The sequence below is a fragment of the Actinomyces sp. 594 genome, assembly GCF_019325145.1.
Classification (GTDB): domain Bacteria; phylum Actinomycetota; class Actinomycetes; order Actinomycetales; family Actinomycetaceae; genus Actinomyces.
In genome coordinates, this window is record NZ_PIZC01000038.1 from 47,069 (window position 1) to 61,910 (window position 14,842).

Sequence of the window (14,842 nt, forward strand, 5' to 3'; positions counted from 1 at the left end):
CGGGCATCAGCGGAAAAGTGTCCATTTTTCGCCACTTTGGCCCTGCTGCCGCCATCCGTCCGCCGGGACGGCTCGGACCTTTCGCTGTTATGGGGCCGTTTACCACTCGGGCGTCAAGTGGGTCCGTAGCTGAAAGTGGCGTTAGTTGGACACTTTTTGCGGCATTGGCCCCTTCACTGGGACTCAATGTCACGCATGAGGATGACTAGCTGCACTCGGTCGCGCAGGTCCAGCTTGGCCAAGATACGGGTGACGTTCTTCTTCACCGAGTCGGTGGCGATGACCAGGCGCTGAGCGATCTCCGAGTTGGTCAGCCCCTGGGCCACGAGCTCGGCGACCTCACGTTCGCGTGGACTCAGCCGCTCGAGGCGCTCCTGGGCGGCGCGCTGCTGCGGCGAAGCGACGGGGCGGAAGGCATGGCGCCTGAGCAGCTCCCTGGTGATGCGCGGGGTGAGTGTGGCGTCTCCGGAGGCGACCGCCCGGATCGCCTGATGCAGCTGCGCCGTGCGCGTGTCCTTGAGCAGGAAACCGGAGGCCCCAGCGGACAGGGCGCCGAAGGCGTAGTCGTCCTGGTCGTAGGTGGTCAAGGCGAGCGTCTTCACGGAGGGATGGAGCTGGCTGATGCGTGCAATGGCCTCCACACCGTTCAGGACGGGCATGCGGATGTCCATCAGCACCACGTCCGGGAGGGAGCGACGGTCCGTTTCCAGGTGCGTGAGCTGATTTAGTGCGTCTTGCCCGTCGGTGGCCTGGGCGATGACCTGTAGGTCTTCTGCCCGATTGATGATCAGCGATAGGCCCATGCGGGCGGCGCGCTGATCATCGACCACCATGACGGTGATGACCCTGCCGGTCTGGTTGATACGTGGGGCGGTGGATGGCCTCATGCGGCCTCCCGATGGGGGATGAGGGCCCGCAGCCGCCAGCCTCCGGGTCCGGGACCGGCGTTCAGGGTTCCGCCGGCCTCGCCCAACACATCCGCCAAGTGTGCGAGCCCATGTCCCGAGCTGCGGGGATTGACCGTTGTTGTCTCGGTGCCGGCGCCCAGGGTGGTCGGGCCGTCGTCGGACACGGTGACTTGGGTTAGCGCAGCGGCATGATCCAGGGAGATCACGACGCGCGTGGCCCCATCCGCATGCCGCATGACATTGGTCAGGGCCTCACGCACGACCGTGAAGACCAACGCTCCTGTTCCAGCGTCCTCGGGGCGATGCCCGGTCTCGGTCAGGGCGACGGCAATGCCAGTCCGGCGAACCGTGTCCAACAATCCGGACAGTCCCTCCCAGCCGTGCTCGGGCGCCACGGCGCCGGAAGTGTCGCGGTGGGAGTCGCCGTTAAGGGGTACCGGGTCAAGAGGGCCGGTTTCCACATGCGTGGGCTGGAGGGCGTTGACGGCGCGGCGCGTGTCGGCGAGTCCCTCGCGGGCAAGGGTGTTGATGACCTCAATGGCCTCGTCGACTTCGTCCCTGCCGGTTGCCCCCGCCAGTCCCTCCGACAGGGCGATGATGGCGGTCAGATCATGCCCCACCGAGTCGTGCAGCTCCCCGGCAACCCGTGCCTGGCGGCGGGCGGCGTCACGCTGCGCCGTCAGTCGATGCTCGGCGGCCTGGGCGGCGAGCTGAGCGTCGCCGTGTTCCAGGGCCTCCCGCCGGGCCCGTGAGATAGCCGCAGCCGCGATCACGGCCACGGAGAAGAAGATGTACGGCGTGAGTCGAGCGCTCAGCGGATATGCCAGACCCCTGAATGCCGGTGGCAGTACCCAGCCGACGAGCAGTGCCGACGCACCGATCAGGCGGTGGATCGTTCCGGCGCTTACGAACAGCGAATACAGGGCGACCAGCGGAGGCAGACTGAGAATCGCACCCGGACCCCACAGCTCCGCGGCGGCGGAGGCCATGGCAGTCAGGATCACCACCGCCAGCGGCCAACGCCGCCGCCCGAGCAGGGCAAGGACGACGAGCAGGCTAACCGCAGCCCACACACGTACTCCGGGCACCGGTCCCTCGGCCAGCAGATGAGCCAGCAGAACCAGCTCGAACAGCCCCATCCCGACGACGACGGCCCACAAGCCCAGCGCGCTGGTGCGCCACCAGGCGGTGAACCGATCGATCAGGGTTCGGGGCACCTGCGGCGCCCCCTGTGATGCGGCGGCCATCAGACGACCCTAGCAACGGCGCGGCGCAACGCCATTGTCCACACGCAGGTCCAGACGGCGCTCACCACGGCGGTGAAGAGGATCGAGCCCACGGAGGCAACGCTATAAAGATCTCTAGGGCTGCACGCCGCCGTCATGACCGACAGCGGGTAGTACGGGGCGAGCTGCGGAGCCAGCAGCACGAGGACGCTGCCGATCACGCTTCCCAGCAGCACCAGGGTCATGACGGAGGCGAAGGAAGTCATGATCACGCCGAGCCAGGCGACGAATACCTCGGTGGCGAATACGGCCAACGCGATGGGAATCCCCCGCAGCAGGAAGGGACCGATGCCCGCCAGATCGAACCCGAGCAGCAGCCCGGTGATGGTGAACTCCCCCAGGAGCACCAGCGTGGTCAGTAAGGCGACTTGCGCCATGTGCATGAGCTTGCCCAGCAGCATGGCACCCTGGAACCGGTTGGCGTGCATGCGCTGCCAGTTGCGGCCACCGTGCTCACCCGCGCAGATCTGAGCGATCAGGGAGCCTACCAGCAGGGGAAAGACCAGCATGGTTGTCAGCAGCGTCGCCTGTCCCCATACCGCCAGCCAGGTGACTCCCTGGTCAGCGAACTCCGCACGGTAGTCGAGGTAGTTACTTGCCCCGTTGGCCATGCCGACGCCGCACAGCGCTACCAGGGCCACCCAGTACCACGGCGCCTTGGCCTTGCGGTTCTCCCACCGCCAGGCCGCCCATACCGAAGGCGCCGCGGCGGTGGAACTCGGCGGCGGCGACGCGGGCGCCGGTGGGTGGGGCAGGGGCATGGCGAATGAAGGGGTGATCGCTGTGCTCATCGGTGGTTCTCCCGGTAGTTGATGACGAATCCGGCCAGCGCGCTCCAAACGGCCGCGGACAATACCGCCCACAGGGCGTTGAGCCAGGGGTGTTCGACCAGAATCACCGTTCCTGCCTGCTGCGACGCCTGTGAAAGCGGCGCCGCGGCACCGGCGATGCCCCACGGAAACAGCCAATCCACCGCTCCCAGGTGCATGAATGGCAGCGCGGAGCACAACAGTGATGCCACCGCTCCGACGCCCAGACCCACCGCCTGCTTGGACACATAGATCGCCAATATCAGTTGCGCCGCCATCGCGGCGACGCAGGCCGCGACCATGACGACGGCGATGGACCAAACCAGCTCCCGGTCCGTGGGGGTGGTCCGTAAGCCCATGCCCGGCCCGGCCAAGGCGATGAGTCCAAGCATCGCCAACTGGCCGACGGCGGCGGCGCAGGAGCCCAGGATCAGTTTCCCGCCGAACCGGGAGCGCTCGGTCTGGCCAAGGGCGGTGAGCAACTGGTCCATGCGCTCCTCGGAATCGACCGTGGCCAAACGGGACGCCAACAGTGCCGCAATGAGGGGAAGCAGCATGCTGGTCATGTTGATCGAGTCGGCCAGGCCGAGGCTCAGCAGGCGCATCTGCTCCACACCGGTTGCACGTGCTGAAAGCAGGCCCGCCGACCACAGCACCACCAGCCCGCCCAGGGCCGCCGCCATCAACCAGAAATGACGCCGTCGGAGCTTGCGCGACTCCATGACGATCGCGGTCATCGGTTGCCTCCTACCGCGGTGGAGGGAACAGCAGCGGTGGGCACCGGGAGCGACGGCGAACCGAGCGGATCGGTCAGCTCCAGGAATGCCTGCTCCAGTGTCTTGCGGACGGTCTGCACCCGGAACACGGTGCCGCCGCCGTGCACGATGCGAGTCACCAGCTCGCCCACCACGCCCTCGGGGAGCATCGGCGTGCGCACGGTCCGGCCATGAACCTGGTACCGGATGCGCTGCTCGGCGAAGAGGCCTGCGACACGCGACGGGTCGGAGACGGTGAAGTCGATGACCCCGGCATCCTGCAGACCGGCAAGCGGTCCCTGGTAGCGCAGCTGTCCGGCGCAGATGATGCCGACCACGTCGGCCATCTGCTCGATTTCGGACAGGATGTGGGAGGAGACGATGACGGTGGTGCCCTCTTGCCGGGCCAGGTCCACGATCAGCTCGCGGATCTCGGCGACGCCGGCCGGGTCCAGGCCGTTGGTGGGCTCATCCAGGAGCATGAGTGGTGGGTGGGCCAGCAGCGCCATGGCCAGTCCGAGGCGCTGTTTCATACCCAGCGAGTAGTCCTTGACCAGCTTCTTGTCCTGGCCGGTGAGCGATACTGTGGCCAGGGCGCGCTGGACGCGGTCACGGGGCAGGCCGAGGTAGTCGGACACCATGGCGAGGTTCTCCGGTCCGGTCAGCCGCGGATAGAAGGAGGGCCCCTCGATCAGGGATCCGATCGTGCCGGCGGGAAGCGGGGAGCGGGCGCTCACCGGGTGTCCGAGCACCTGCATGCTGCCGGAACTGGGACGGGTCAGCCCCAGCAGCAGCTTCATGGTGGTGGACTTCCCGGCGCCGTTCGGGCCCAGGAAGCCGTAGACGCCGCCGCGCGGCACGCGCAGGTCCACGTGGTCCACAGCGGGCGTGCCGCCGTAGATCTTTGTCAGGCCATCGGTGGACACGACCAGGTCGTGCATGTTCGCGGTGAGGTGCGCTGACCCTGCAGTCGGCGCCGCCCCATTCAGTGCTGTGCTCATGCCACTATGGGACCGCGCCGGGGTCTGCGCGCTCTCCTCCAGCGCCGCAACTGTCCCCCGTGGGGGACCACCCCTCGCCGACTCCAATCGGCTTCCCACCGCCGCATCCAGGCGCCGGAACGCTTGGAGTGGAACAATCGCCACCGTGAACGCGTCCACCGGCACTCCGCTTCCAGCGACGACATCCCGCGCCGTCATTGACCTCGACGCCATCGCCCACAACGCCCATGTGCTTGCCGCTGTCGGCGGCGTGCCCTGGATGGCGGTGGTAAAGGCCGACGCCTACGGCCACGGCATCGGCCCGGTGGCGCGCACCTGCCTGCGCGCCGGCGCAACCTGGCTCGGCGTTGCCCAGCTCGCCGAGGCCCTGCGCCTGCGCGCCCTGCTCGACGCCGCCGGCGTCGCCCGTCCTTCGCGCAATCCCGACTCCGTGCCCACGCCCGAGCGGCCCCGCCTGTTGTGCTGGCTGCTGCCCGTGCTCACCCCGGAGCAGGCCGCCGCGCCGGGCTCACCGCTGCGGGCGGCGCTTGCGTCCGGCCTGGACCTGTCGGTGTCCACCCGCGCCCAACTCGACGCGATTGTGGCGGCCGCCCGCGCCGAACTGGACGACTCTGCCGACGGCCAACCCGCACCAGGACCGGCCCGTATCCACCTCAAGGTGGACACCGGCATGTCCCGGGGCGGCGCCACTCCCACTGATCTGCCTGCGCTGGCCGAAGCGATCAAACTCGCTGAGCAGTCGGGAACCATCGCCATGGTCGGACTGTGGAGCCACTTGTCTCGTGCCGATGAGCCGGCCTCCGGTTCCACCGAGAAGCACCTGTCCCGCTTCCTGGCTGCCGAGCGTGTTGTGGCCGAAGCGGGGCTGAACCCGCGTGTGCGGCACCTGGCGGCCACCGCCGGTCTGCTCTGGCAGCCCGACACCCGCCTGGACCTGGTGCGCATCGGTATCGGACTGTATGGCCTGTCCCCGGACCCCGCCGTTGCCACCTCCGCGGCCCTCGACCTGCGCCCCGCCATGCGCCTGGAGGCGCCGCTGACCCAGGTCAGGCGCATCCCGGCGGGACAGGCGGTCTCCTACGGCGGCACCTGGCGCGCTCCCACCGACCGCTGGCTCGGCCTGGTCCCCCTCGGCTACGGCGACGGCATCCCCCGCGCCGCCTCCAACGGCGGTCCGGCCGCAGTCAACGGCATCCGCTCCGCCATCGTCGGCCGCGTGTGCATGGACCAGGTGGTCATCGACCTCGGCCCGGCCACCACCCCCGAGGGCGCCCCGGTGCCCCCGCCCGCCGCAGCCGGGGACACCGTCGTGCTGTGGGGCGCGGGCGACGACGCCACCACCCCCACAGCCGATGACTGGGCCCAGGTCTGCTCCACCATTAACTACGAGATCGTCACCCGCCTGGGTGAGCGCGTCCCCCGCGTGCTCACCGGCCGCGACGCCACCCGGCTCCCAGCCCCGCACTACCAGGAGACACGCGCATGAGCGTCGACGCCGCCCGGCCCGCGGGCCCGGCCGCTTCAATCAGCATCCCCACCGACTCCGCCGAGGCCACCCGGGCTCTGGGCGGTCGCCTGGCCTCGCTGCTCCGAGCCGGCGACGTCGTCGTACTCACCGGGGGACTGGGGGCCGGCAAGACCACCCTAGCCCAGGGGGTCGGTGCCGCCATGGGCGTGCGCGGGCGCATTTCCTCACCGACCTTCGTCATCGCCCGCGTTCACCCCGCCACGGGCGACGGGCCCGATCTCATTCACGTGGACGCCTACCGGATCTCCTCTCTGGAGGAGCTCGACGCCCTCGACCTGGACTCCTCCGTCGCCGACTCGGTCACCCTCATGGAGTGGGGGGAGGGCAAGGCGGAGGCGCTGTCGCGCGATCGCCTGGAGATCACCGTCGCGCGCCCCCACGGCGGACTGGCCGCACCCGCCGTCGGCCCCGGATCGGTCACCGACCTGGAGCAGGCCGACGACGGCCGCCGCACCATCACCGTCACCGCCGTCGGCCCCCGCTGGGCCGGCGTCGACCTCGGCCCGCTGGCCGGCTGACGCCCCGGCGGCCGATCGCACAGCCGGGATCACTCATCTAGGCTTGCGCCCGTGCGCATCCTCTCCATCGACTCATCGTTGGGAACGCAGCTGCTTGTAGCCGACGCCGCAGGCGGCGGCACTCCCGACGCAACCGCCGCCGGCATGGGCCTGAACATCCTGGTCGCGGCGCAGCAGGACAGCCCCCGCCGTCACGCCGAGTCCCTCGGCCCCATGCTCGCCGACGCGCTCGCCGACCCGGAGGTGGCCGCCGCCCCGCTCGACGCCGTCGTCGCCGCCACCGGTCCGGCGCCCTTCACCGGTCTGCGCGCCGGGCTGGTCACCGCCCGCGCCGTGGCACGCGCCCGCGGCATACCCGTCTACGGCGTCCCCAGCCTCGACGCCGTGGCCCGCACCGCTCTTGACGAGCTCGTGCGGCGCGACCGGGAAGCGGCAAGTACGGCCACCGTCCTGGTCGCCACCGATGCGCGCCGCAAGGAGGTCTACACCGCCCGCTACCGGGCCCGGGGCCGCGACGACGTCGAGCGCCTGGGTGAGTACGAGGTCCTCACCCCCGCAGCCCTGCGCGATCGCGAGAACAACGGCGTGCTGCCCCCCGCCGACGCCGTGGCCGGATCCGGGGCCGCCCTGTATCCCGAGCTGGTCGCCGGCCGTGAGGCGCTGGCCCCCGTCTCCGGTGACGCCGCGGCACAGGTGCGCGTCGCCCTGGCCCGCCTGGGTGCGCTTCCGAATTCTGAGGAGGAGGCGCTACGGGAGGCCGGGCTGGGCGTACAACCGCTCTACCTGCGGCGGCCTGACGTGCACATGTCCGCGGGGCCCGCCCGGTGAACCCGCCCGTATCCGCCGTGGGCTCCGCCCCGCCGGGGGTGCGGCTGCGTCCCATGACGCCCGCCGACCTGGAGATGATCTCTCGCCTGGAGCCCGAGCTGTTCGGCGCTGAGGCCTGGAGCCCGGCCGCGCTCGCCGCCGAGCTGGACCGCACCACCGGTCCGGGTGCCGACCGCGCCTACCTGATCGCTGAGGCGACTGAGGGGCCCGCCGGTCACCTCGGCATCGTCGGCTATGCCGGCCTGTGGTACGGGGACGGCCGCGGGGACGCCGACCTGCTCACCATCGCCACCGTCCCCGCCGCGCGGCGTCGGGGAGTGGCCTCGGCCCTGCTGGAGGCGCTGGTGCGGGTAGCGGCGGAAGCGGGCTGCCGCGCCGTGCTGTTGGAGGTGCGCGCCTCCAACGCGGGTGCCCAGCGGCTGTACACGAACCACGGCTTCGCCCCGATCGGGCGACGGCGGCGCTACTACCTGGCGCCGGTGGAGGACGCCATCGTCATGCGTCGCGGCCTGCAGGACGCCGCGACGGGCGCCTGAAGCTGCAAGGGGCCTGTGCGGAGTGCGGGAGATTCCCGCGGGCCCTGATATTTGTCTGACAATGATGTGACGAAATGGGGGCGTCCGCGGGCCGCGGCAGGTCGGATGCGGCCGCTCGGCGGAGGCCGATTGCCGCACGCAGACTCCAGGTTTTCCGCGTCGTAGCAAGGATGTCTTATATCTGCTCAAGAGTGGCGCGGAGGATTGGGACCAAGGGCTGATGGTGGTTCGTAAACTGCTGCCGTGGTCAAAACGTCTGCTCCCCCCAAGAAGAAGGCCGCGTACACGACGACGGTCTTCATTAAGCGCCTGATGGCCTGGTCGGGCATCGTCTTCATCGTCTATCTGGTGCTGCACGCCTACGGCAACACCCACTACTTCGACGGTGAGATGGCCTATGACCACTACGCGGTCTGGCTGCGCACCCTGCTTGAGCCCCTCATGCCCTACGGCGGCGTGCTGTGGATCCTGCGCGCTGTACTCCTGGCGTGCCTGCTCGCGCACGCGGGCAGCGCCTTCCACCTGTGGTACCGCAACCGCAAGGCCCGCGGGAATGACAAGTACGAGGTCAAGAAGCCGGGAGCCGACTACTTCGCCTCCCGCTACGCCATGCGCACCATGCGGTGGGGCGGCGTCATCCTGCTGCTGTTCATCATCTGGCACATCCTGCAGTTCACCACCCTGACGCTGACCCCCGGCGGTGAGTACGTCCACGGGCGCGCCTACGCCAACATGTACTACGGCTTCCAGCTGTGGTGGGTCTACCTGATCTACCTGGTGGCGCTCGCGGCCCTGTGCCTGCACGTGTGGCACGGCGTCTGGTCGGCGCTGCAGACCCTCGGCGCCACCCGCGGCAACACCGTCCCCCTCATCCGCCTGATCGCCTTCGTCGTCGCCTTCGGCCTGTTCGCCGTGTTCATGTCCGTGCCGACGGCGATCCTGTTCGGCTGGGTCGACGCCCCGATGGCGGCGGCCGACTACTACCCCCAGTTCTGCGACGCGATCGGCTCGGCCTCCGAGCAGTTCGCCCACTGCGCCGCCCACTGATCGAGAGCGAGTGAATGATGACTGAACTCATCGAAGGCCTGTACCTCGAGGGCGAGAAGATCGCCGACACCAAGGCGCCGCACGACGTCCCGATTGCTCAGCGCTGGGAGCAGCGCAAGTTCAACGCCCAGCTGGTCAACCCCGCCAACCGCCGCAAGCTCGACGTGATCGTGGTCGGCTCCGGCCTGGCCGGCGGCGCCGCCGCCGCGTCACTGGGGGAGCAGGGCTACAACGTCAAGTGCTTCTTCTACCAGGACTCCGCCCGCCGGGCGCACTCCATCGCCGCCCAGGGCGGCATCAACGCCGCGAAGAACTACCGCAACGACGGCGACTCCGTCTACCGCCTGTTCTACGACACCGTCAAGGGCGGTGACTACCGCGCCCGGGAGGACAACGTCTACCGGCTGGCCGAGGTCAGTGCCAACATCATCGACCAGTGCGTCGCCCAGGGCGTGCCCTTCGCCCGCGAGTACGGCGGCTTGCTGGACAACCGGTCCTTCGGTGGCGTGCAGGTCTCCCGTACCTTCTACGCCCGCGGCCAGACCGGACAGCAGCTGCTGATCGGCGCCTACCAGGCCCTGGAGCGGCAGGTCCACGCGGGCACCGTCAAGGAGTACCGCCGCCACGAGATGGTCGAGCTGATCGTGATCGACGGCCGCGCCCGCGGCATCGTGACCCGCGACATGGTCACCGGTGAGATCGACACCCACCTGGCTGACGCCGTCGTACTGTGCACCGGCGGCTACGGCAACGTGTTCTTCCTGTCCACCAACGCCATGGGCTGCAACGCCACGGCCATCTGGCGGGCGCACCGCAAGGGCGCCTACTTCGCCAACCCCTGCTACACGCAGATCCACCCGACCTGCATCCCCCAGTCCGGCGACTTCCAGTCCAAGCTGACCCTGATGAGTGAGTCGCTGCGCAACGACGGCCGCATCTGGGTGCCCAAGAAGGCCGAGGACTGCGACAAGGACCCGCGCGACATCCCGGAGGAGGACCGCGACTACTACCTGGAGCGCATCTACCCGGCCTTCGGCAACCTGGTCCCGCGCGACATCGCCTCCCGGCAGGCGAAGAACATGTGCGACGAGGGGCGTGGCGTCGGCCCCGCCATCAAGGAGCGGGACGCGCAGGGCAACGAGCGCATGATGCGCCGCGGCGTCTACCTGGACTTCTCCGAGGCCATCGGCCGACTTGGCCGGGACGCCGTCTCCGCCCGCTACGGGAACCTGTTCGAGATGTACCAGCGCATCACGGGAGACGATCCTTACGAGGTCCCCATGCGCATCTACCCGGCGGTGCACTACACCATGGGCGGACTGTGGGTCGACTATGACCTGGAGTCCAACATCCCGGGCCTGTACGTGGCCGGCGAGGCCAACTTCTCCGACCACGGCGCGAACCGCCTGGGGGCCTCCGCCCTCATGCAGGGGCTGGCCGACGGGTACTTCGTGCTGCCGGACACGCTCAACGACTACCTGGCGGACATGCTTCGCGAGGGCAAGGCGGATCCGGACGCCCCGGAGGTAGCCGAGGCCCGCAGAAGTGTGGAGGACCGCATTGAGCGGCTCATGGCGCTGCGTGGTACCCGCTCCGTGGACGACTTCCACATGGCGCTGGGCCGCATCATGTGGGAGTACTGCGGTATGGAGCGCCGCGACGAGGGACTGCGGGAGGCGATCCGTCAGATCCGCGCCCTCAAGGAGGAGTTCTGGCGGGACGCCCGCGTCACCGGCGAGGCCATGGAGCTCAACCAGGCGCTGGAGAAGGCGGGCCGACTGCTCGACTTCTTCGAGCTGGCCGAGCTGATGTGCATCGACGCCCTGCACCGCCGCGAATCCTGCGGTGGTCACTTCCGCGCCGAGTCCCAGACCCCCGAGGGCGAGGCGCTGCGCCACGACGACGAGTTCCTCTACGTGGCGGCCTGGGAGTGGGGCGGCGAGAACCAGCCCCCGATCCTCCACAAGGAGGACCTCATCTACAAGGACATCGAGCTCAAGCAGCGGAGTTACAAGTGAACATCAAGCTGAAGATCTGGCGCCAGAAGAACCAGAACTCGGAGGGCCACTTCGAGGAGTACTCGATGACCGGCATCGAGGAGCACATGAGCTTCCTCGAGGTCCTCGACCTGCTCAACGAGCAGCTCTTCGCCGAGGGCAAGGAACCCGTGGCCTTCGACTCGGACTGCCGTGAGGGCATTTGCGGGCAGTGCGGCGTGGTCATCAACGGGCAGGCCCACGGGCCGATCCGCTCCACCACCTGCCAGCTGCACATGCGCCACCTGGCGGAGGACCCCTCCTTCAAGGACGGTTCCACCATCACCATCGAGCCCTGGCGCTCCACGGGATTCCCGGTGCTCAAGGACCTGATCGTGGACCGCTCGGCGCTGGATCGCATTGTCCAGGCCGGCGGGTACATCTCGGTCAACACCGGCGCCGCCCCGGAGGCGCACTCCGTGCCCGTGCAGAAGGACAAGGCCGACGCCGCCTTCGAGGCCGCCGCCTGCATCGGCTGCGGCGCCTGCGTGGCTGCCTGCCCGAACGCCTCAGCCATGCTGTTCACCGGCGCGAAGATCTCCCACCTGGGCCTGCTGCCGCAGGGCCAGCCGGAGCGCCTCGCCCGCGTGGTCAACATGCTGAACCAGCACGATGCCGAGGGCTTCGGCGGCTGCACCAACATCGGTGAGTGCGCGGCCGTGTGCCCCAAGTCGGTGCCGCTGGAGGTCATCACCCGGCTGAACCGCGACCTCGGCCACGCCCTGTGGAAGGGGCAGAAGGCCACCGCCTGAGGCGCTCGGCTCCGGCTGAGGCCCCACACTCGCGCCGCGCAGCAGCTCAGCTCAGAGCTGCTGCGCGGCGTCGTATGAATCAGGGCGGGCCGGCCCGGACACCCCTGTGCACGGGCGATAACGCCGGGCGGCGTGCTTCCGGGCGGCGTGTGCCACAGCGGCTGCCGGTGGCCTCCCACAGGTGACGGCTGTATCGTTACTTTCTCCCCGTCAGGCTCCGTTACACTTCCTTGGCCGGAGGTATGGTGAAGAGGTTCCCGCAGTGGCGACGCGATGACGCTGCGCATACGCCCAGACATGCAGCTAACAGTCTGCGCGCCCGCAGGCGAGTGCTGTCACTGCTGCTTGCGCTCGTCCTGGCGGCCCCGCTGGCCGGAGTCTCAGGGCACGCCGCCTACGCGGCCGACCTCGCCCCCGCCGGAACCAGCATTGGCGGGCAGAGCGTGGCCGGCATGACCCGTGATGAGGTCGCCGACGTCGTCGCCACCCGGGCTGCCAGCACCACTGTCTCCGTCACCGTCGCCGGGCAGACCGTCGAGGTACCGCTGGATCAAGCAGGCGGCCGCGTCGACGCATCGTCCCTGGCCGATGCCCTGGTGGACGGTGGCGATATCGCGCAGTCGGTGTCCTTTGCCCTCGTGGACCACGCCGGGGCGGCTCCGGCTGTCTCTGTGGACGCTGAGGCCGTGGCTGCGCTCGCTGAGCGCATCAACACCCAGGTGGGTACTCCGGCAGTCAACGCATCCATCCAGCCCAGCGCCGACGGGGACGCCTTTGAGGCTGTCGCCGGCAGCGACGGGAGGGGCGTGGACCTGGCCTCACTGACAGCAGTAGTCGAGTCCGCCGCCACCACCCTGACCTCCCAGAGCACGCAGCTGCCCCTGACTGACGTCGCCCCGAGCGTCTCCTACGCCGCTGCCGAGGCGGCAGCGGCCGACGCCGACGCGCTCATCGCTCCCGAGGTGACGGTCACCGGCGCGGGGGAGACCATCCAGGCCGATGCCGCCACCCGCGCCTCCTGGGTGGGCACGACCGCCGTCGACGGCGAACTTGTTGCCGTGCTGCTGAAGGAGAGCGTCGCCGCCTGGGTTGACCAGGCGGCCGCCTCGGTCGAACTGGACCCGATCAGTGCGATCGATAACGTCGACGCCGACGGCAACCTGCTCGAGCCCGCCAGGCCCGCCCAGGCGGGCCTGGAGGTCACCAACCGCGATGCGGTCACCGACTCCATCATTGCCGCCTTGGAGGCGCACGACTCCTACAGCGGTGAGCTGGCCGTACAGGAGGTGGAGGCAGACGCTGAGCAGCGGGTGGTCTCCTCCGGCACTGACCGCTTCGCCTACGCCGCCGAGGCCGACGAGAAGTGGATCGACATCAACCTCACCGACTCCACCATCACCGCCTATGAGGGCTACGAGCAGGTGCACGGCCCGGTTCTCATGAACCACGGCGGCCCCGGGAATGAGACCATCACCGGCACCTACGAGGTATACCTGAGCTACGCGAAGCAGGACCTGGGTTGCAGCGCCGGCTGGTCCTACTGCCAGAAGGACGTCGCCTGGGTGACCTACTGGCAGGGCAACTACGCGATCCACTCCGCCCCCTGGGCCAAGTACTTCGGCGTCGGGGCCGACGCCGGCTCGCACGGCTGCATCAACCTGCCCGAGGACGAGGCCCACTGGTACTACGACTGGGCCGAGACCGGCACCACCGTAGTCAGCCACTACTGACCGGCCCTGCCCCACCCGGGCTGCGGGCGGGCTACGCTTGGGCGCCGTGAGTGAACCACTGATCCTCGGCATCGAGTCCACCTGCGACGAGACCGGCGTCGCCCTGGTGCGTGGCCGTGAACTGCTCGGCGACGTCGTGGCCACCTCCATGGACGAGTACGCCCGCTTCGGCGGCATCATCCCCGAGATCGCCTCCCGCGCCCACCTGGAGTCCTTCCTGCCCACCCTGGACGCCGCGCTGGAGCGGGCCGGAGTGGATCTGGGCGACGTTGACGCCATAGCCGTCAGCGCCGGCCCCGGGCTGATCGGCTCCCTCACCGTCGGCGTAAGCGCCGCCAAGGCGCTGGCCGCGTCCCTCGCCAAGCCCATCTACGGCGTCAACCACGTCATCGGGCACATTGCCGTCGACGAACTCATCGACGGGCCCGCGCCCGAGCACTTCATCGGCCTGATCGTCTCCGGCGGCCACTCCAGCCTGCTGGACATCCACGACCTGGCCACCGACGTCGTCGAGCTGGGCGGCACCCTCGACGACGCCGCCGGGGAGGCCTTCGACAAGGTCGGCCGCCTGCTCGGCCTGCCCTACCCGGGCGGCCCGCACGTCGACCGGCTCTCGCAGCAGGGAGACGTCGAGGCGATCCGCTTCCCCCGCGGGCTGGCCGCCGCCAAGGACCGTGAGCGCCACCGCTACGACTTCTCCTTCTCCGGGCTGAAGACGGCGGTCGCCCGCTACGTGGAGTCCATGGCTGACGCCGGGCAGGAGGTTCCCGCCGCAGACGTGTGCGCCGCCTTCTCCGAGGCGGTCAATGACTCGCTGACCGCAAAGGCGGTGCGCGCCTGCCAGGACACTGGCTGCGACACCCTGGTGATCGGCGGTGGCTTCTCCGCCAACTCGCGGCTGCGGGCGCTCGCGGCGCAGCGCTGCGAGGCGGCCGGCATTACCCTGCGGCTGCCGCCGCTGAAGTACTGCACGGACAACGGCGCCCAGATCGCCGCCCTGGGCGCGGCGGCCGTGCGCGCGGGAGTGGAGCCGAGCCCCATGGACTTCGCCCCCGACTCCGGCATGCCCCTGGACATCCCCGTGGCCCACTGAGCTCATAGGGCGCTA

The 14,842-nt window shown here is 69.5% G+C and carries 14 protein-coding genes; 9 read left to right on the forward strand and 5 right to left on the reverse strand.

Annotated features, from left to right (window positions below; translation table 11 throughout):
- Nucleotides 1-173: 173 nt before the first annotated feature.
- Genes GZ998_RS06050 through GZ998_RS06070 form a run of 5 tightly spaced genes read right to left on the reverse strand, consistent with a single transcriptional unit; the run spans nt 174 to nt 4,759 of the window.
- Entirely contained in the window at nt 174-887 is a 714-nt protein-coding gene (locus GZ998_RS06050) for a response regulator transcription factor (protein ID WP_257505338.1), read from the reverse strand.
- Entirely contained in the window at nt 884-2,155 is a 1,272-nt protein-coding gene (locus GZ998_RS06055; RefSeq protein ID WP_219109346.1) for a sensor histidine kinase, read from the reverse strand. The genes GZ998_RS06050 and GZ998_RS06055 overlap by 4 nt, the downstream gene beginning before the upstream one ends.
- Entirely contained in the window at nt 2,155-2,985 is an 831-nt protein-coding gene (locus tag GZ998_RS06060; protein WP_237564142.1) for an ABC transporter permease, read from the reverse strand. Before GZ998_RS06060 ends, GZ998_RS06055 begins: the two co-directional genes overlap by 1 nt.
- Entirely contained in the window at nt 2,982-3,740 is a 759-nt protein-coding gene (locus GZ998_RS06065) for an ABC transporter permease (protein WP_161924721.1), read from the reverse strand. The genes GZ998_RS06060 and GZ998_RS06065 overlap by 4 nt, the downstream gene beginning before the upstream one ends.
- Complete coding sequence (locus GZ998_RS06070; RefSeq protein ID WP_374939171.1) at nt 3,737-4,759, reverse strand: ABC transporter ATP-binding protein; 1,023 nt, start codon at nt 4,757-4,759, stop codon at nt 3,737-3,739. The genes GZ998_RS06065 and GZ998_RS06070 overlap by 4 nt, the downstream gene beginning before the upstream one ends.
- A 136-nt stretch (nt 4,760-4,895) precedes the next feature.
- Between GZ998_RS06070 and alr the strand changes: the two genes are divergently transcribed.
- From alr to tsaD, 9 genes are all read left to right on the forward strand, one after another.
- Complete coding sequence (gene alr / locus GZ998_RS06075; RefSeq protein ID WP_374939176.1) at nt 4,896-6,245, forward strand: alanine racemase; 1,350 nt, start codon at nt 4,896-4,898, stop codon at nt 6,243-6,245.
- On the forward strand, nt 6,242-6,805 hold the full coding sequence (gene tsaE, locus GZ998_RS06080; protein WP_161924719.1) for a tRNA (adenosine(37)-N6)-threonylcarbamoyltransferase complex ATPase subunit type 1 TsaE: 564 nt from the start codon (nt 6,242-6,244) through the stop codon (nt 6,803-6,805). The genes alr and tsaE overlap by 4 nt, the downstream gene beginning before the upstream one ends.
- A 51-nt stretch (nt 6,806-6,856) precedes the next feature.
- On the forward strand, nt 6,857-7,633 hold the full coding sequence (tsaB, locus tag GZ998_RS06085) for a tRNA (adenosine(37)-N6)-threonylcarbamoyltransferase complex dimerization subunit type 1 TsaB (RefSeq protein WP_219109347.1): 777 nt from the start codon (nt 6,857-6,859) through the stop codon (nt 7,631-7,633).
- Nucleotides 7,634-7,686: 53 nt separating this feature from the next.
- Entirely contained in the window at nt 7,687-8,169 is a 483-nt protein-coding gene (rimI, locus tag GZ998_RS06090; RefSeq protein WP_219109393.1) for a ribosomal protein S18-alanine N-acetyltransferase, read from the forward strand.
- A gap of 243 nt (nt 8,170-8,412) precedes the next feature.
- Nucleotides 8,413-9,216 carry a succinate dehydrogenase cytochrome b subunit gene (locus GZ998_RS06095; RefSeq protein WP_161924717.1) on the forward strand — a complete coding sequence of 268 codons (804 nt, stop codon included), beginning with the start codon at nt 8,413-8,415 and terminating at the stop codon, nt 9,214-9,216.
- Between the two features lie 17 nt (nt 9,217-9,233).
- Entirely contained in the window at nt 9,234-11,234 is a 2,001-nt protein-coding gene (locus tag GZ998_RS06100; RefSeq protein WP_162679652.1) for a fumarate reductase/succinate dehydrogenase flavoprotein subunit, read from the forward strand.
- Nucleotides 11,231-12,004, forward strand: coding sequence for a succinate dehydrogenase/fumarate reductase iron-sulfur subunit (locus GZ998_RS06105; RefSeq protein WP_086614064.1), 774 nt, complete (start codon nt 11,231-11,233; stop codon nt 12,002-12,004). The genes GZ998_RS06100 and GZ998_RS06105 overlap by 4 nt, the downstream gene beginning before the upstream one ends.
- 242 nt (nt 12,005-12,246) lie before the next feature.
- Nucleotides 12,247-13,734: a L,D-transpeptidase family protein gene (locus GZ998_RS06110; RefSeq protein ID WP_162679653.1), complete on the forward strand. Its 1,488-nt coding sequence runs from the start codon at nt 12,247-12,249 to the stop codon at nt 13,732-13,734.
- Nucleotides 13,735-13,780: 46 nt separating this feature from the next.
- Complete coding sequence (tsaD, locus tag GZ998_RS06115; protein ID WP_219109348.1) at nt 13,781-14,827, forward strand: tRNA (adenosine(37)-N6)-threonylcarbamoyltransferase complex transferase subunit TsaD; 1,047 nt, start codon at nt 13,781-13,783, stop codon at nt 14,825-14,827.
- The last annotated feature ends 15 nt before the right edge of the window (nt 14,828-14,842 follow it).